Source organism: Bacteroidales bacterium, from assembly GCA_023229505.1.
Lineage (GTDB): Bacteria > Bacteroidota > Bacteroidia > Bacteroidales > JAGOPY01 > JAGOPY01.
The window spans coordinates 83,504-101,431 of the sequence record JALNZD010000004.1; the positions used below are offsets into that span (position 1 = coordinate 83,504).

Genomic DNA, 17,928 nt, shown 5'->3' on the forward strand with positions numbered 1-17,928 from the left:
TGAAAAAGATTCATATTTTCTTTTTTGACTCAATTCCGAATGTAAATCCGGCGTTAACACGTTCAATCAATTCCGGCAAAATGTCCTGATATTCGCCTAAAATACCAAAATCGGCGTTATGGAAAATGTTAGCCTTAGGATTATGGTCTATGGCAATAATTTTTTCAGATTCTTTCATACCGGCCAGGTGTTGAATTGCACCTGAGATACCAACCGCAATATATACTTTAGGACGGATGGTTTTACCGGTTTGCCCCACCTGGCGGGCATATTCGGCTACACCCTCGTCAACTACCGGACGGCTGGATGCCCACTCAGCGTTTACACCTTGATTTTTTAAAGCGTGGGCAAGCGCTTTTATCAATCCTAAACTGTCGTTTGTGGCACCTCTGCCACCTGAAATTATAATGTCGGCCTCGAAAAGATTTTGTAATCCGCCCTCACCTCTTTCTGTTTTTACAATCTCAACAACAAAATCTTTATCATTTAAAACAGGATTGAACCTTGAAACCATGCCTTGCTGTCCTTCAATACGTTTAGGAACTTGAAAAGTACCAGCCCTTGCCGTTGAAATTTGGGGACAAACAAAACCAAGAATAGTGGCAAGTTTGCTCTCGCCATAGGTAGGCCGCCGGGATTCAAGGACAGGTTTATAAATCACTCCTTCTTTTTTATCTACATACTCTCCAATTTCAAGTCCGGTACAGTCCGCTGTCACCCCGCTATCTGTTTTCATGCCTATCCTGGGAGCTAATTCCCGTCCGGAAGTGGTTGCAGCAAACAGAGCAATTTCCGGGTTTCTTTCTTTAATAACCTGGGCAAAAACTGATGAAAACGGAAGAACAAGATATTCTTCGAGCCTGTCATTTTCAACGACAATAACTTCATCTGAACCATACTCAATCAGGGTTTGAGCCAATGGCTGAACATTTTTACCTATAATTAGTGTCAGTACTTTAGTGCCGTGTCCTAATTGCGTTGCAAGGTTTCTGGCCGGAGTCAACAGCTCGAGCGAAGGCCTGGAGACTTTACCATTTGTTACCTCAGCCCAGGTTATAATTCCTTTGGCTCCATTTCTGAAGTCTTTTTCGGGGAAATCCGGATGTTCGATTTCTTTTTTAGCTGCCTTCTCCTTCTTCTCCAAAACATTACCGCCTTTTCCAAGGTTTTCGATCAAACTATCAACCAAAGCAGTTTCATTATGACCTTCCGACATTTTTATAGGCGGGCGCTCGCTTAAAATCTCAATTACTTTTACGACAATGGTAGGGGAACCGTTGATACCGATTTTTTCGGTTCCCAGGCCAATATCATCAATTCCAAAAGTTGTAATTTCCAGGTTGCGGGCTTTAATGGCTCCGCTTAGTGAAGGCTTACGGGGAGGAATACCTGTTGGGGTTAACGATATAACACACGGCATGGGCAATTTCAATATCTGATACCCGCCTTCTATAATCCTTTTTGCAATTACATTTCCATTGCCGTCAGCTTTAACGCTCTCTACAAAAGTGGCCTGAGGAATTCCGATATTTTCTGCTACCTGGGAAGGCACGTGTGCAGTATCTCCATCACTGGTTTGCCGGCCGGCCAGAATTATAAAAGGGTCTTTAGAATCTTTGGTAAAACCCAGGTGCTTAAGCATGGTAGAAATTGCCAGGCCGGTTGCATAAGTATCGCTTCCGCCAAGTTTACGGTCGGACAAAAGGAACGCTTCGTCGTAACCCATGGAAATGGCTGTCCTGAGAGCATTTTCAAATGATTTCGGACCCATTGAGCAAACAATTAATCTTGCATCTGGATATTGTTTCCTGAGTTGCAAACCGGCTTCCAAACCAAACTGACAATCAATATTAATTATTGATTTTGCTTTTGTCCGGTCCATTAGCCCATCTTCTCCCATTCTCATTTCGCTCGGGAGCGGAACCTGTTTTATTAAGCTTATTATCGTTAAAGCCATTATTAAATTATCTCTTTGTTACATATTCTGGAATTCCGGGCCATTGCCGCCATTTGGCACTACCCAGGTAATCTCTCCTCCGGGAGATTTTATATCGCAGGTTTTACAATGCATACAATTTTCAGCATGAATTCTTAGCTCTTTCTCACCGGCTTTGTTTGTGTGCAGCTCATATACTTCAGATGAACAATAAAATTGCTCAGGTGATCCGTACAGTTCAATGTTCATAGCCTTATATTTCTCCATGTCGTCAATGTGAAGATGCACAGGCTGTTGCTCATCATGGTGCACTCCTGAATAAAATATATCAGTTGCTTTATCAAATGTTAATACCTTGTCGAACTCCAATTTACCTTTAAATCGCTCTCTGAAAGGTTTCTTTTTAAGTTCACTCAATTTAAGTGTTGTCTGATTGTCGGCATGGGATCTTAGTCTGCCAAAGAAGCCTGCTCCACCGGTGATCAGCTGGGTCCCAAAATGAAATCCTCCGGCGATTAATCCTTTTTCAAATCCCTGCCGGAAATTGCGGACAGGATACAATTCTTTGTGAATCCAACTGTTAGTTACTAATGTCTCATATTGTTGAAGGCTTTTCTCCGAAGTGTCGTTAATTAATAATGCATTGGCTGATGTTTGTGCGGCCAGCATCCCGGATTTGATGGCCAGGTGCACTCCTTTCAGCGCAGGCATAGCAACCAGACCTGCGTTATCACCTACGATTAAAGCATTATCGACATATAATCTGGGAATAGCATAATATCCTCCTTCGGGAAGGGTCTTGGCGCCATATTCCAGTAATTTACCTCCTTTTAAAATCCTGGAAACAAAAGAAGTGGTTTTCCAAACCTGCATGGCATCATGAACATCGAATGATGGATCTTTATAATCGAGCCCGACGACAAGGCCGACAGCCACTTTATTATCCTTTAATCCGTAAATGAAGCCTCCGCCAAATTCATCATTGTTGAGTGGATAGCCCATGGTGTGATAAATCTGGCCGGGCTCAATATTACCCTGTGGAACTGACCATAATTCCTTACAGCCCAAAGAGTATACCTGTTCGTTTTTACCTTTGGTTAAGCCGAACTTTTTGATAAGCATTTTGGTCAGGCTGCCTCGGGTACCTTCGGCAAAAATGGTAATTCTAGCTTCGATCCGTGTACCTGGCTGAAAATTCTCCAATTGATTACCATGGTGGTCCAAACCTGTATCTTTTGTTTTAGCGCCGATTACCTTACCGTCTTCGTACAAAATCTCGTCTACTGCAAAACCGGTATATATTTCTACGCCTTTTTCCTCGGCTTTGACTGCTAAAAACCTGCATATCTGCCCCAATGAAGCAGTGTAGCTGCCAATATTATTCATATACGGAATATGAAACGGCAATGCTATGCCTCCGTTTTCGCTCAGCAATATCGTTTTGTCCTTTATGACTTTAGCATTGAATGGAATCTCCGAGATATCCACTTCGGGCAATAATTCTTTAAAAACGGCGGGTTTAATAACTGCGCCCGACAAAATGTGGCTTCCGATCGAACTTCCTTTTTCAATCAGCAATATTCTGTGAATCTGTCCTTTTTGTTTTAAAATATCAGCTAAATGAATTGCCGTTGAGAGGCCAGATGGTCCACCTCCGATTATTAATACATCCGTTGATACTGAATCAATATTATTCATTCTATGACTTCCACTTATATTTAAGAATGTCTCCTATAATTTCCTGCTAATAGATAACGTTTATTACATTCATATGTTCAATACAATATAAATCGTAGGTAAAAGCAAACAGATTCCCGCTTTCGCGGGAATCTGTTTGCGGGTTGAGGGATTGCCGATTGTCAATTCTATTTGGTTGTTTCCCCGCCCATTTGAGTGAAAACGCTGTCTATTGGCTCCCATAATTCAATTTTGTTTCCTTCCGGATCGAGAATATGAACAAATTTACCATATTCAAATTCTTCGATTTCGTCTACTATGTTTACACCATTTGCTCTGAGCTTTTTTACCAATTCTTCAATATTTTGTACCCGATAATTAATCATAAACTCTTGTGCTGCAGGGAAATAATCTAATCCTTCCTCAAACGGGCTCCATTGGAGATAATTGATTTCATCAGGCCTGTTTGCGTTTCTGAACTCGAAAGAAGAGCCGTATTCATTTATTGCAAGACCCAAGTTTTTACCATACCATTCTCTTGTTTCTTCAGGATTTTTCGAACGGAAGAAAATTCCACCTATGCCGGTAACTTTTGGTACTGTATCGTTCATAATTGTCTCTTTTTGTTCAGATTTGTGTGTATCGTTATTCTTAGTGTCATTTTGCCTGGTAGCTGTATTGCAACTTCCAGTCAAAATTATCAGAAATAAAAATAAAGTCAGATTTTTCATTTTTCAAATTAACGCTAACGATCAAATGCAATAGCTTGTGGCTGAATCAGGGTGCAAAGTTATAAGATGTTTTTACGAATCGCAAATAGATTCCCGCTGGCGCGGGAATGACGGAGAAAACGCGGGGTACTAAAGCGGCGCGGCATGATACGGGTCTCCGCTTTCGCGGGAATGATGTTTGCCGCGCCGCTTTTCTCGCTTTGTCCCCAACCCACGTCATTCCCACGAAAGTGGGAATCTGATGGTCAAGCTGTGTTTAAATTCTGACTTCTGTCTTCAGTCTACAGATAACTGTCGACTGACGACTGCCGACTATTATTGGTTATTGGTTACTGGTGGGTATTTATACCTTTTTTCTGTATTTTTGTCCTCTGATTAAGCAATCATAAAGCAATGAGGCAGGATACGGTAAGAAAAAAGAGCTCCGGACGGGATTTTGAGAAGAAATTCACGAAGGAAGAAGTGCTGCGGGATTACCGTATCGCCAATGAAAGCAGGCAGTTGAGCCTGCTTGGACGCCGTGAAGTATTGGGGGGCAAAGCTAAGTTTGGCATTTTCGGCGACGGAAAGGAGATCCCTCAACTAGCCATGGCGAAGGTTTTCCGGGATGGAGACTGGCGCTCGGGCTACTATCGTGATCAGACCTTTATGCTGGCCGCCGGGATGATGGCTCCGGAAGAATTTTTTTCCCAGCTTTACGGTGATACGGATCTTTCCTTCAACCCGCAAACAGCCGGCAGGGCGATGAACAATCACTTTGCCACCCGTAGCCTTGACGAAAATGGCGAATGGAAAGACCTGATGAAGCAGAAGAATTCCTCGGCCGACATCTCCCCTACTGCAGGACAAATACCCAGGTTATTAGGATTGGCGCTTGCCTCAAAAATCTTCAGAAACGTTCCCGGACTTGACCCCCTGGCCCATCTTTCCCTGAAAGGCAACGAAGTAGCTTTCGGTACCATCGGAGATGCCAGCACATCAGAAGGGCATTTTTTCGAAACGATCAATGCGGCCGGGGTGTTGAAAGTCCCCCTTGCCATTTCAATCTGGGATGATGGATGGGGCATATCGGTCAGTAAAAAATTACAGACGACCAAGGAAAATATTTCCGGGATCCTGCGCGGCTTTGAGTTAGACGAAGAAGGAAACGGATATTTGATCTATAAGCTGAAAGGCTGGGATTATCCAGGTCTTTGCCGGGCTTATGAAGAAGGTATCTCACGATGCCGTGCCGAACACATCCCGGTCATGTTTCATGTGGAAGAATGTACCCAGCCACAGGGCCACAGCACTTCAGGCTCTCATGAAAGGTATAAATCACCGGAAAGGCTGGCATGGGAAGAGGAATTCGATGGCATCAGGAAAATGCGGGCGTGGATCATTTCCGAAAAAATTGCTTCCGCAAAGGAACTCGATGACATAGAATCCAAAGCTGCCGAACGGGCCCTTAAAGCACGAAATACCGCCTGGAACCATTTCCTGGAGCCTTTATGCAGGCAAAGGGATGAATTTCTCCGAATGGCTGATATCAGCACATGCAATTGCGCTAAAACGCAAAAGATCAATGCCATAAAAGATGAGTTGCGCATGGTTGGGGAACCCATTTGGAAAGATATCATGTCATCAGGCAAGAAGATCCTCCGGTTAATCTGCAATTCATGCAGTAATCCGCAGAATTCACTCAAAAAGAATGTAATGGCCTGGAGGGACATTGCCATGCAACGCAATCAGGAAAACTACAGCTCCCATCTTTATAGTGAATCGGCTTTAAATGCTTTACAGGTTAAAGAAGTCAGGGCTATCATTTCCAAGGACTCACCCCTTGTTCCCGGCCGTGAGATCCTGCGCGATAATTTCGATTACATCCTTGAACATTTTCCAGAAACGTTGATATTCGGTGAAGATGTGGGGAAGATCGGAGGGGTCAATCAAACCATGGAAGGCTTGCAAACTAAATATGGCGAATTGCGTGTTACTGACACCGGCATCCGTGAGGCGACGATCATCGGGCAGGGAATTGGACTGGCCATGCGAGGTTTAAGGCCAATTGCAGAGATCCAGTATTTCGACTACCTGCTTTATGGACTGCAGGTGATCAGCGACGATCTTGCCACGTTGCAATACCGCACCCGTGGCGGGCAGAAAGCGCCCATGATCATTTCCACCCGCGGCCACCGGCTCGAAGGGATATGGCATTCAGGTTCGGCGCTTAGCATGGTCGTCAACTCCATCCGGGGCGTTCATGTATTGGTACCCAGGAACATGACACAGGCAGCGGGATTTTATAATACCATGATACGATCGGATGAACCGACCCTGATTATTGAACCACTGAATGCATACCGGCTGAAGGAACCTATGCCTGCCAATATAGGCGAATTCACCGTCCCCGTGGGGAAACCGGAGATCATAAAACCAGGTAACGATGTCACTGTTGTTACATACGGAGCCTGCGTGAGAATTGCCCAGGAAGCCGCAGCGCAGCTTCAGGAATTCGGGATCGATGTCGAACTTATTGATGTACAATCTCTGCTACCCTTCGACCTGGATCATGTCATCACAGAATCTCTTAAAAAAACGAATAAGGTTCTTTTCTTTGATGAAGACGTACCTGGCGGGGCTACCGCTTTCATGATGCAAAAGGTTCTGGAAGAACAGGGCGGCTATTATTATCTGGATGCACAACCCTGGACGCTGACAGCCAAAGCACACCGGCCTGCGTACAGCACTGATGGGGATTACTTCAGCAACCCAAATGCAGAAGATGTCTTCGATTCCGTTTATAACCTCATGCATGAAATCAACCCTGCCAAATACCCAAAGATTTTCTGAAATACGCCTCTTCCGGCTATGAAGCAAGGAATCCTCCATATTGTCCTTTTATTTTCGCTGCTTCTCCTTGCTGGTTGTGCAAAGAATGATCCCTCCGTGCCAAATAAAACTATATCTGTGCAAAATCCAGATAATGCATTAAAGGCAAAGCAAAATGGCAAAAATAAACCCGGTCAGACTCCAATAATTGAATCCCGTTTTCAACAAAATGTAAAGGTCAATCAGAATAATACTTCAAATCAGCAACCTGATCCGGGCAATACTTACCAATATTATATACCTGCTGAGCATCTCGAAAAACGAGCATTGATTTCTTCAGGTAAGCTGGCACAATCCGGGGGATCCAGGGAAAAAAGATCTGGCTTCAGGAATTCAATTAAACCTCAGGAACCCGATTTTTTCAAAACCGGCAGGACATTGCAGGAAATTTTTATCAATGCTATTTTTGATAATGATATTTTCGATTACACAGATTATTATTATACCAGCGGAATTAGTTTTGAATTTTATCATCCCGCCATCAGTGCTTCGCCACTAACACAACTTCTGCCTGGTCTGAGAAACAGCGTGAATTATTATGGCCTGACCTTGGTCCAGAACCTTTACACACCCCGCAAACTTGATACATCAGGTGTTCAGCTCGGGGACCGTCCTTTTTCAGCTTATCTCACACTCGGGCATCAAAGGATATCCCTTTCAACCGATCACCGCCGTCGGCTTGAAACTGAATTGACTATGGGCGTCATTGGTCCCGCATCGCTCGGCGGTTTTGCCCAGGATGTTATACATACAAACGAACCGGACGGCTGGGTTAACCAGGTAAACAACGATATTATACTGAATTACAGCATTCGTTTTGACCAGGGACTATTTAGCGGAAGAAACATTGAACTAGCTGTCATTACAGGCGGACAGGCGGGTACACTTTACGATAACATTATGGCCGGTATTTACCTGCAATTGGGCAAAATGAACGACCGGTACGGATCGGTTTCTCAAGCCACTGATCACCAGAAGCCTTTCAAGAACAGGATCCGTTATTTTTTTCCCATCGATTTGAAGAATAAGCTCATAATCTACGATGCCACGCTGCAAGGCGGAATGTTTAACCGTGAAAGTGTTTACAAACTTGACCGAGACCAGATCAACCGGTATGTTTTCACCGGAACGGCAAGTATAGGGCTCGGATTAGGAAGGTACAGCCTGGAAGCCGGGCAGGTTTATCTCACCCCTGAATTTGCAGGAGGCAGGCATCACTTCTGGTTCCGCATTAAGAATATCTATTACATTAATTAATAGTATAGTCTGAATGTATGATATCGAGCCATATTACGCCTGGCGGCATCTTTATATTGCTTCGGAAGACAGATACTCACCTTTTTTCACAAGGGAATATTCCGAGTTTGTGTTTACCCACGCCGTTTATAACTATCTTATTCACCCTCAATGGGATGAGATTGGATCATCGACCTTGTATCTGAAAATCCTTTTTGTGAATTATGACGTGGGATTTGCCATTATTGAACTGATTGGTGAGTGGAACGACGCCATCCACAATGATATCATGTACCTTAAAAGAAATATAGCGGATACTATGATTGTGAAAGGGATCACTAAATTCATCCTGATTGGTGAGAATGTATTTAATTTTCACTCTTCTGATGATGATTATTACCAGGAATGGTTTGAAGATATTGAAGAAGGCTGGATTGTGGCATTAAATTTCAGGGACTACATTATCAGGGAATTCAAACAGGCTAACCTGGATTATTATATCGCATTTGGCGGCATGTTTGACCGGTTTAACTGGAGGAGTTTTGAACCCGATCAGCTTTTCCAGGTCATAGAAGCACAAATAATGAAAAGGCTCAATCCATGAAAATGAGTTACCGGATCACGGTTTATGGCAAAGTGCAGAATGTCGGGTTCCGGTTTTATACTGCCAGAACTGCCCAGGAATTTAATATCGAAGGTTTTGTAAGAAATGAACCAGATGGTGCGGTATATATTGAGGCAGAAGGAGAAGAGGATGCATTGGACACCTTTGCAGCCTGGTGCCGACGCGGTCCTCAATGGGCAAGAGTTGATCAGTTTGACATCCAGAAACAACCCCTGATGAACCATAAAGGATTTCGGGTGAGATAAAAACTCAAATCTTTACAGCCTTGAGGAATTCACGTTTTCCTGGCGGTCCCGGTAATTTTTCGAAAGAAAACCCAGCCCCTGAAAGGTTTCTTTTTACCGTGCCTTTCGTAGAATAAGTCACCAGCACGCCATGTTTTTTCAATCCAAAAGCAATCTTATTAAAAACTTCCTTAGTCCACATTTCAGGCTGAACATCCGGGCCGAAAGCATCAAAATAAACCAGGGCGAAAGTTCCCTTTGCGGGCTGGTAATCTTTCAAGGACGAATTTATTTTGAGAAGAGAAAAATGCTTTGTAAGATAAGTCCATTCATTCCAGGGCAATTGATGCAGGCGCAGAAAAATTTCCCGGGAATCCCGGTAGGTTATCAGATCAGCAAAATTCAATAATGAATAAATATCTTCCTGTAATGGATTTAGTTCGATGGTGGTGTACTTCACTTTACATCTCATAGTTTCAGTTTCAATACAGGTCAATAATGCATTTAGCCCTGTCCCGAAGCCGATTTCAAGAATTTCAACTGGTTCTATGGATTTGTTTATATTTTTAAAACCGGCATCAATGAAAATATGCCTGGATTCTGCGATCGCCCCGAAAACGGAGTGATAATGCTCTCCCAATTCCGGCACAAATAAAGTATGCGATCCGTCACCGGTAATTTTAAACTCTACTTTAGAACCAGGTAACATTTCTTCCTTTATTTGTTGTAAAGAATTTGAAAATCCAGCACTTCTTCCGGGAGAGATTTTTCTGCCATTAAATCCCCTGTAACTCTATCAAAACCATAAACCATGTTGTCCCTGATCAGGAAGATTATATCGGATTGTGGGTCATACCGGCAAAAATTATAAGGCTGATCTGTGAAATCTGTAAATCGGTTAACTGCCAGGTCATAAGAGATCACCCGATGCTCTGTCACCAAAAATAACTGGCTATCAGAAATTTTCACAACCGATTTGAGATTCTCATCCGGTAGAAAGCTAATTTCGGTAAGTATAAAATCCTCAGGATCATATTCCAAAATTCCCGTGCCTGTTGGTAATGGAATGAAAACCAGCACTTTATCTCTTGCTGGCACAAGGCTCCTGATCTCCCCTGCCAGCAGTTTCTGCTCCCTGATATTCCCGCTGACACGGTAATAAACCGTCAGTTCGTGGATATCTCCGCTAAGGGAAACATGTGCGGCATAAATATATTTATCGTCAGCTGCCAGGCATTGAATCGTTTTATTTTCAGCAGGGTCCGTCCGCAAGGTAATGATTCCATTATTTGATATAATTCCTGCATTACCGTTGGCAGTGGAAAAAACGAGTTCCTGGTCTGTGAAGATGGCGGTGATCAGAGGCCTGGGAGGTTCAGCAGCCATTTCCCATTCCGCTTCGAAGCTTTCAGGATTAAAAGCAGTAAGTTTTGAAGGTTCCCCGGAGACAAAGAAAAAAAAATTCCACAGACTTTGGACAGCAGATAACCAATAACCCTCAGGAAATACAAACTGGGTATCCGTTTCAAATGCCGGGCTTAATTTAATAATCGTAGACTTAAAATTGATTTGACCTGTTACAACAATATATGCCTGCAACTGAAGCGGTATTTCATGAATGATGATTTGCCGGTACTTGTTTTTCTGATTTACCCCGTCGGAAACGGTTACCTGCAAATTATAAGGCCCGCTTGCCAGGGCTTTGTCCACCAGAGGCAGGGAAGCTTCCAGAAAAAAATCCGGGTTATTGGGATAATACCAGGTCGCCGCAATAACTGGTATCTTGTTCTCATTGACCAGGGTCAGTAAAACTGACCGGATGATATGGACATCGCTTATCTCCACTTTAATATCAAGAGTGTCTGGCAGGTTGACAACATAACCTGCCACTGGCACAGTGAAAATTATTTCCGGATCATACATGTCCTTTTCTTGAATGCAGGATCCCATGACCAGAAAAAAAACAAAAAGGATGATAAATGTGATTACCCGGTACATAGCACAAAGTTAATCATGTAATTCTCATATTGTTAAGCTTTTTTCGCTCAGATCTCCTCTTGTTTTCTTAATTTTAGCTGAAAATTACAGAAAGATGATAAAGGATATCAACGTTGAAAACGTGCTTTTTCTGGATATCGAAACAGTACCGGCTTTCCTTTCCTACGAAGAAATGCCGGAGATTTTCAGGAAACTTTGGGACAGGAAAACCGAGTCATTAAAAAAAGAACCTGACGATACACCGGTGAGCTTATATCCCCGGGCTGGAATTTATGCAGAATTTGGCAGGATCATTTGCATTTCGGCAGGATATTTCAGGGGTAAGGAATTCAGGATAAAATCCTTCTTCGGTGATGATGAATACCAGTTACTCAGGCAATTTTGCAAGCTGTTGGAAACTCATTTCAACTATACCGGGAAGATGCTGTGTGCGCACAACGGTAAGGAATTTGATTTTCCATACCTTGCCCGGCGCATCCTGATCAACAGCCTGCAATTGCCGTCAATTCTTGATATAGCCGGAAAAAAACCCTGGGAAGTTCAGTTTCTTGATACATTGGAGTTATGGAAGTTTGGCGATTACAAGCATTATACTTCATTGGAATTGTTATCGGCGGTTTTTGACATCCCGACTCCCAAAGATGATATCAGTGGTAGTGATATCCACAAGGTCTACTGGCAGGAACATGACCTCGAAAGGATCAGGATATATTGCCAGAAAGATATGCTGGCAGTAGCCAGGCTTTTCTTAAAGTATCAGCAGCAACCGACAATTGAAGATGATCAGATTGTATTTGTAGAGTAAAATTTCATGTTTCATTTTTCATGTTTCATTTTTCATTTACAAATTCTATAATCCACCGTTTCACTGTTTCACCGTTTCACCGTTTCACTTTAAAATAACTACATTTGTTTAATCATCATTTTCAGAAAATTCAACTGATTATGCCAGACTTAACGACAACTTATCTTGGGTTAAAGCTTCCGTCGCCGATCATTGTTGGAAGCTCGGGGTTAACTGATAAACCTGAAAAAATTGCTTTGCTTGAAAAGTATGGTGCCGGTGCCGTTGTATTGAAATCAATTTTTGAAGAAGAAATTCTGATGGAATATGAACATGTATTAAGCGAGGAAGCCCCAAGCCGTTACAAGGATGATTACCTGGATTATTTCGATTACCGGATCAAGCAAACGAACATTGATAACTATCTGAACCTGATCATTCAGGCCAGGAAGACGGTAAAGATACCAGTGATAGCCAGCATTAACTGCAGTACGTCACATGAATGGACTTACTTTGCAAAGAAAATCCAGGAAGCCGGGGCCGACGCCCTCGAGCTGAATATTTTCATTCTGCCGAGTGTTCTGGCCCGGTCAGCAGAAAACATCGAGCAAACTTACCTGGAAATTATCCAGTCAGTTCGTAATGAGATCAAAATACCGCTTGCGGTAAAAATGAGTTATTATTTCTCAAACCTTGCAGGGATGATAGCCGAATTGTCGCATTGCAATATTGCCGGGCTGGTTTTGTTCAACCGCTCATATAGTCCTGATATTGATATCGATAAACTCGAGATCACATCGGCTAATGTGTTCAGTTCACCGAGAGACCTCCCGGTTTCTTTACGATGGATCGCCATCATGTCCAACAGGGTCAAGTGCGACCTTGCCGCATCGACAGGGGTACACGATGGCAAAGCCGTTGTCAAGCAAATACTTGCCGGGGCAAATGCCGTCCAGGTTGTTTCAGCCCTTTACGAAAAAGGTCCTGAATACCTGGAAACTATGGTAAAAGAATTAAGCGACTGGATGAAAAGCAAAAAATATGGGAAAATTGATGAATTCAGGGGGTTACTGAGCCAGGAAAGGCAAGTGAACCCTGCACTTTTCGAAAGGGTGCAATTCATGAAGTATTTCTCCGACCGGGATAAGATAAAAGCTTAGTACTTTGACAAACATTTTATAAACTATTTACTACAATTAATTCACCTTCATTATCTGAAACTGCATGATCAGCATAACAAAACCCACGCTCCTCCTGAATAAGGAGCAGTGCATGAATAATATCACACGGATACTTGATAAGGCTAAAAGCAGCAATACGCATTTCAGGCCTCACTTTAAAACTCATAATTCAGCATACATCGGAAACTGGTTTCGCCGCCTGGGTATTCACAGTATAACCGTTTCATCGGTCAGTATGGCTAAATATTTTGCTTCATATGGCTGGCGCGACATAACCATTGCTTTTCCGGTAAACCTGCTGGAATTAAATCTTATCAGCGAACTGGCCAATGAACTCACCCTGAACATCCAGGGTGATTCATCATCTATTCTGCAAACTATCGAAACAGCCTTACTCTACCCGGTTGGTTTCTACATAGAAATTGATACAGGGCATCATCGCTCCGGTGTTCTATGGAAAGATCTGGATGAAATTGACCGTATGCTGGAATTTCTCTCCAGGTCCAACCGGTTAAAATTTAAAGGTTTCCTTACCCACTCAGGGCATTCATATTCCGCCGACAGCAAGGAAGAGATACTCGATATTTACAAAGACACGGTCCGGAAAATGAATTATCTCAAAGACCAATACAAGGAAGCCTGGCCGGAATTAACCATTTCTGTGGGAGATACGCCAAGTTGCAGCCTGGCAGAAGACTTTTCCGGGGTCGATGAAATCCGGCCGGGTAATTTTTTGTTTTATGACCTTATGCAATATTCACTTGGCTCTTGCACCCTGGAACAGATTGCCGTGGCGCTCGCCTGCCCGGTAGTCAGCAAAAGCCTGCATCGCAACGAAATCATTATTTACGGGGGCGCTGTTCATTTTTCAAAGGATTTTCTCTATAAAAGCGGTGGAGAACGTATTTACGGGTACATCGTCAGAATTGCAGAAAAAGAATGGTCACGTCCGGTGGCGGGGGCATACCTGGCCTCTTTATCACAGGAACATGGCATCATCCATGCGACAAAAGAACTTGTCGAAGAATTAAAAATCGGAGATATACTGGGTGTGTTACCCGTTCATTCCTGCCTGACTGCAAATCTCATGAAAGGGTACCTGACTCTCGAAGGGGAAGTTATTAGTTATTAGGGCAAAGGGCAAAGTTGCCCACTGCCTTAAAAATGTCAGCACATATACCGCAGCAGGAGGTTCTTATGGCAAGTTTTGTTTGTTCCTCTTCCACTGTAGAAGATCAGTCAAGCACCTTCACAGCCAACTCCTCCATATCCAGCCCGTCAAAATTTCCAGAACTCATCAGGAGCAGGTTTTTATTATGGTAATCCATGCTAAGTAAGTCTTCCTGCATCTTACCGGAATCATTGTATATGGTGAGCCTGTCGTCAGAAAACGCTTTCTTTATTTCTTCCGCTGTCAGCTCAGGAAGGCGCTTTAAAGCAAGGGCATGGTGGCTGAAATAAACCATGGGTTTATCGGCCAGATCCATACATCCCCGGTATTGTGGAAGAAATGCCTTGTTCAGGCTGCTGAATGTGTGAAGTTCCAGGCAGGCAATCAGTTCCCGTTCAGGATACAATTCCTTGATAGCTTCAATAGTCGCTTTCAATTTTGACGGGCTGTGCGCAAAATCTTTATATACTGCTGAATCCTTGTTTTTTTTCAGCAATTGTAAGCGTTTCGATGCACCAGTGAAGGAACTGATGGCTTTAAGAAAGGTTTCATCATCAACCCCAATTTTCCGGCAAATTTTCCAGGCACCCTGGATATTCTGGACATTATGTTTTCCAAAAACCATTAACGGCGTTTCCTTTTCACCGGAAAGAATATAAACTTTCTGGTCATGGACCCTGTAAGTTAAATCCCCGTAAGGAATCAGGATAATATCTTTCCGGGCCTTCCGGGAAATGCGCTTGACCACCGGATCTGATACGCAATAGATCAGTGAACCATTTGGTTCGATCAGGTTGATAAATTGCTCAAACTGGTTAACATAATTATCGACAGTAGGGAATACGTTCATATGATCCCAGGCAATTCCACTCAAAAGCGCGATGTGGGGCCGGTATAAATGGAATTTGGGCCGCGGGTCAAGAGTGGATGATAGATATTCATCCCCTTCAAGGATAATATACTTTGAGTCGTTCGTTAATTTTACCATTACTTCAAAGCCCTCTAGCTGGGCGCCTACCATATAATCTACATGAATTCCTGCTATTTGCAGAACATGAAGAACCATTGAAGTGATGGTCGTTTTCCCGTGGCTTCCCGCAATAACTACCCTGATTTTATCTTTAGACGCTTCATAAAGGTATTCAGGATAGGAATAGATTTTAATCCCCAGTTCACGGGCTCTGGTCAATTCAGAATTATCCTGCCTGGCATGCATTCCAAGGATGACAGCATTCAGATCACTTGTTATCTTCAAAGCATCCCATCCCTCATCTATTGGCAAAATACCATATTTCTTCAGCCTGCCCTGTGCAGGCTCAAATATTTCATCGTCTGAGCCAGTAACATGATATCCTTTTAATTTCAAGGCAATAGCAAGATTATGCATCGCACTGCCACCGATTGCAATGAAGTGAACTTTCATGACTATTATTTGTTAATCAGTCAAAAATAATTTATTTATTACTTTTGCAGCCTTCACGATCAGGAATATTTCAATATGGCCCTTAATAACCCTCTTCAACTTATTCAGGAGTATAACGAAAAGCTTAAAGATCAGCCCGCTGATGAAGTTATACGTTTTTTCATTCAGAATTATAAAGGAAAGCTGGGCTTCTCTACCAGCCTTAGCGCTGAAGATCAGGCTATCACACAAATGATCGCCGGCATTGACCCCGATGTTTACATCTTCACGCTCGACACCGGCAGAATGTTCCCGGAAACCTATGATCTGCTTGATCTGACCAGGCAGCGTTACAAGGTTCAGATTAAAGTTTTTTTCCCTGAACGGAATGCAGTCGAAGAGATGGTCAACCTTAAAGGGATCAACCTTTTCTATGAAAGTATCGAAAACCGAAAATTATGTTGCCACATCCGGAAAATTGAACCTCTGAACCGTGCCCTTGAAAATGTCGATGTCTGGGTAAGTGGTTTGAGACGTGAACAGTCGGTAACGCGTGAAGATCTGGCACTAGTCGAATGGGACAATATCAACCATAAGATCAAGTTAAATCCTCTGATAGATTGGAAATCAGAAAATTTATGGGATTATATCCGGCAAAATAACATTCCATATAATCCTTTGCATGACCGGGGGTTTCCCAGTATAGGCTGCCAGCCTTGCACAAGGGCTATCGAACCCGGTGAAGATGTCCGCGCCGGCCGCTGGTGGTGGGAGAACCCGGAGCTAAAAGAGTGCGGACTGCATAAGAAGTGAAACGGTGAAACGGTGGAACAGTGAAACAGCGGAACAAATAACTGTTACCTAAATCCAATAGCTTTCACCGGAGTGATCCTGCCAATAATAAATCCCGGAATTAATACCATAAGCAGGCATACAAGGAAAGTCCCTGCATTGATGAGCAGGATATGTGAGATATTCAGCGATACCGGCACGAAAGAGATGTAATAAGATTCCTCGTCTAAAGGCAGGATTTTCGTCCAGTGTTGGATCAAAGCAATGCCAATTCCGGTAATATTGCCCCATAACAAGCCCCTGGCAATAATCCGGGCGGTAAGGTACACAAAAAGTTTTCGCAGGTCGTTGTCATTTATTCCCAAGGCTTTTAATACGCCTATCATATTGGTCCTTTCAAGGATCATGATCAACAGAGTGGATATAATGGTAATACCAGCGACCAGGATCATAAGAACAAGGATGATAATTACATTAATATCCATCAGCCGTAACCAGTCAAATATCTGTGGATAAGCCTCAGTCACTGTTTCAGCATTTAAATCATATCCTATCATCTGGTAAACCATCTCCCCCATTTTATCCAGGGATTTGAAATCATCAATAAAAACTTCGAAACCGGAAACCATGTCAGTATTCCAGTTATTCAATCTCTGGATATGACGGAGATCACCAATAACATATACGTCATCGAATTCTTCAAGTCCCGTTTCGTATATTCCTGATATGTTGAATTTTCTTCCTCGTGGCTGAGATTCGGAACCAGATAAAAAATACATCCGGACCTCATCTCCGATTTTAAGTTTTAATTTTTGTGAAATTATTCCCGAAATCAGCAATTCTCCTGAAGCCATTGTATCATTCACCTGGAAAATTGACCCGGAAGTAAGATGTTCCTTCAAAAAGCCCCAATCATAGTCAGGGCCGATCCCTTTCAGAACAATACCCTGCAGTTGGTCATCCGTTTTAATAATACCGGCCTTCAGCGTAAAAACCTGTATGTGCTTTATCCCGTCAACTTTATCTAATTCCGGATAAAATGGCTGGTCCATAGAAACAGGTGAAGCTTCATAGGAAGCATTTTCATCAAAATTATCGATCTGAATGTGTGCAGAAAAACCGATAACTTTATTTCGTATTTCTGTTTGAAAACCAACCAGGACAGCCACTGCCAGGATCATCACTGACAAGCCAAGTGCAATAGTGATAACTGCAATCCGGATTACCGGCCCGGATAAATTTTCCTTATCTTTACCGCTGATGCGGTTGGCTATGAATAACGGCAGATTCAAGTAAAATG

General features: G+C 43.0%; 15 protein-coding genes. 8 read left to right on the forward strand and 7 right to left on the reverse strand.

Annotated features, from left to right (window positions below):
* Positions 1–10: 10 nt before the first annotated feature.
* The 3 genes from M0Q51_02575 to M0Q51_02585 form a co-directional block, all read right to left on the reverse strand.
* A complete protein-coding gene (locus M0Q51_02575; protein MCK9398866.1) occupies positions 11–1,957 on the reverse strand; it encodes an FAD-binding protein in 1,947 nt (648 codons plus the stop codon).
* Between the two features lie 18 nt (positions 1,958–1,975).
* Complete coding sequence (locus tag M0Q51_02580) at positions 1,976–3,634, reverse strand: electron transfer flavoprotein-ubiquinone oxidoreductase (GenBank protein MCK9398867.1); 1,659 nt, start codon at positions 3,632–3,634, stop codon at positions 1,976–1,978.
* A gap of 167 nt (positions 3,635–3,801) precedes the next feature.
* Positions 3,802–4,344, reverse strand: a complete 543-nt coding sequence (locus M0Q51_02585; GenBank protein ID MCK9398868.1) for a VOC family protein — start codon at positions 4,342–4,344, stop codon at positions 3,802–3,804.
* A 393-nt stretch (positions 4,345–4,737) separates the two neighbouring features.
* Here M0Q51_02585 and M0Q51_02590 point away from each other — a divergent pair, with 393 nt between their 5' ends.
* From M0Q51_02590 to M0Q51_02605, 4 genes are read left to right on the forward strand one after another with little or no spacing between them, the layout of a single operon-like run.
* A complete protein-coding gene (locus M0Q51_02590) occupies positions 4,738–7,176 on the forward strand; it encodes a thiamine pyrophosphate-dependent enzyme (protein ID MCK9398869.1) in 2,439 nt (812 codons plus the stop codon).
* 18 nt (positions 7,177–7,194) lie between these two features.
* The gene (locus M0Q51_02595) at positions 7,195–8,472 is read left to right on the forward strand and encodes a lipid A deacylase LpxR family protein (GenBank protein MCK9398870.1); all 1,278 of its coding nucleotides are present in this window, start codon (positions 7,195–7,197) and stop codon (positions 8,470–8,472) included.
* A gap of 13 nt (positions 8,473–8,485) precedes the next feature.
* Entirely contained in the window at positions 8,486–9,055 is a 570-nt protein-coding gene (locus M0Q51_02600; protein MCK9398871.1) for a hypothetical protein, read from the forward strand.
* Positions 9,052–9,321, forward strand: a complete 270-nt coding sequence (locus tag M0Q51_02605; protein MCK9398872.1) for an acylphosphatase — start codon at positions 9,052–9,054, stop codon at positions 9,319–9,321. The genes M0Q51_02600 and M0Q51_02605 overlap by 4 nt, the downstream gene beginning before the upstream one ends.
* 4 nt (positions 9,322–9,325) lie before the next feature.
* On the opposite strand, the gene mnmD is transcribed toward M0Q51_02605, so the two are convergent.
* Both mnmD and M0Q51_02615 read right to left on the reverse strand, forming a co-directional pair.
* Complete coding sequence (gene mnmD / locus M0Q51_02610; protein MCK9398873.1) at positions 9,326–10,009, reverse strand: tRNA (5-methylaminomethyl-2-thiouridine)(34)-methyltransferase MnmD; 684 nt, start codon at positions 10,007–10,009, stop codon at positions 9,326–9,328.
* An 8-nt stretch (positions 10,010–10,017) separates the two neighbouring features.
* Positions 10,018–11,298, reverse strand: coding sequence for a hypothetical protein (locus tag M0Q51_02615; protein ID MCK9398874.1), 1,281 nt, complete (start codon positions 11,296–11,298; stop codon positions 10,018–10,020).
* A gap of 94 nt (positions 11,299–11,392) precedes the next feature.
* Between M0Q51_02615 and M0Q51_02620 the strand changes: the two genes are divergently transcribed.
* From M0Q51_02620 to M0Q51_02630, 3 genes are all read left to right on the forward strand, one after another.
* A complete protein-coding gene (locus M0Q51_02620) occupies positions 11,393–12,103 on the forward strand; it encodes a 3'-5' exonuclease (protein MCK9398875.1) in 711 nt (236 codons plus the stop codon).
* A gap of 140 nt (positions 12,104–12,243) precedes the next feature.
* On the forward strand, positions 12,244–13,242 hold the full coding sequence (locus M0Q51_02625; GenBank protein ID MCK9398876.1) for a dihydroorotate dehydrogenase-like protein: 999 nt from the start codon (positions 12,244–12,246) through the stop codon (positions 13,240–13,242).
* A 64-nt stretch (positions 13,243–13,306) separates the two neighbouring features.
* Positions 13,307–14,395: an alanine racemase gene (locus M0Q51_02630; GenBank protein ID MCK9398877.1), complete on the forward strand. Its 1,089-nt coding sequence runs from the start codon at positions 13,307–13,309 to the stop codon at positions 14,393–14,395.
* 103 nt (positions 14,396–14,498) lie between these two features.
* On the opposite strand, the gene M0Q51_02635 is transcribed toward M0Q51_02630, so the two are convergent.
* Positions 14,499–15,857 carry a Mur ligase family protein gene (locus tag M0Q51_02635; protein MCK9398878.1) on the reverse strand — a complete coding sequence of 453 codons (1,359 nt, stop codon included), beginning with the start codon at positions 15,855–15,857 and terminating at the stop codon, positions 14,499–14,501.
* Between the two features lie 75 nt (positions 15,858–15,932).
* Between M0Q51_02635 and M0Q51_02640 the strand changes: the two genes are divergently transcribed.
* A complete protein-coding gene (locus tag M0Q51_02640) occupies positions 15,933–16,649 on the forward strand; it encodes a phosphoadenylyl-sulfate reductase (GenBank protein ID MCK9398879.1) in 717 nt (238 codons plus the stop codon).
* A gap of 44 nt (positions 16,650–16,693) precedes the next feature.
* Here the strand turns inward: M0Q51_02640 and M0Q51_02645 are convergent, their stop codons facing one another.
* Positions 16,694–17,920, reverse strand: a complete 1,227-nt coding sequence (locus M0Q51_02645) for an FtsX-like permease family protein (protein ID MCK9398880.1) — start codon at positions 17,918–17,920, stop codon at positions 16,694–16,696.
* Positions 17,921–17,928 lie beyond the last annotated feature (8 nt).

Bases quoted from the DNA above. Each gene is read 5' to 3' on its own strand.
- M0Q51_02615 (MCK9398874.1), bottom strand. From the start codon at position 11,298: ATGTACCGGGTAATCACATTTATCATCCTTTTTGTTTTTTTTCTGGTC.
- M0Q51_02595 (MCK9398870.1), top strand. From the start codon at position 7,195: ATGAAGCAAGGAATCCTCCATATTGTCCTTTTATTTTCGCTGCTTCTC.
- M0Q51_02580 (MCK9398867.1), bottom strand. From the start codon at position 3,634: ATGAATAATATTGATTCAGTATCAACGGATGTATTAATAATCGGAGGT.
- M0Q51_02640 (MCK9398879.1), top strand. From the start codon at position 15,933: ATGGCCCTTAATAACCCTCTTCAACTTATTCAGGAGTATAACGAAAAG.
- M0Q51_02605 (MCK9398872.1), top strand. From the start codon at position 9,052: ATGAAAATGAGTTACCGGATCACGGTTTATGGCAAAGTGCAGAATGTC.
- M0Q51_02625 (MCK9398876.1), top strand. From the start codon at position 12,244: ATGCCAGACTTAACGACAACTTATCTTGGGTTAAAGCTTCCGTCGCCG.
- M0Q51_02575 (MCK9398866.1), bottom strand. From the start codon at position 1,957: ATGGCTTTAACGATAATAAGCTTAATAAAACAGGTTCCGCTCCCGAGC.
- M0Q51_02620 (MCK9398875.1), top strand. From the start codon at position 11,393: ATGATAAAGGATATCAACGTTGAAAACGTGCTTTTTCTGGATATCGAA.
- M0Q51_02630 (MCK9398877.1), top strand. From the start codon at position 13,307: ATGATCAGCATAACAAAACCCACGCTCCTCCTGAATAAGGAGCAGTGC.
- mnmD (MCK9398873.1), bottom strand. From the start codon at position 10,009: ATGTTACCTGGTTCTAAAGTAGAGTTTAAAATTACCGGTGACGGATCG.
- M0Q51_02590 (MCK9398869.1), top strand. From the start codon at position 4,738: ATGAGGCAGGATACGGTAAGAAAAAAGAGCTCCGGACGGGATTTTGAG.
- M0Q51_02600 (MCK9398871.1), top strand. From the start codon at position 8,486: ATGTATGATATCGAGCCATATTACGCCTGGCGGCATCTTTATATTGCT.
- M0Q51_02635 (MCK9398878.1), bottom strand. From the start codon at position 15,857: ATGAAAGTTCACTTCATTGCAATCGGTGGCAGTGCGATGCATAATCTT.
- M0Q51_02585 (MCK9398868.1), bottom strand. From the start codon at position 4,344: ATGAAAAATCTGACTTTATTTTTATTTCTGATAATTTTGACTGGAAGT.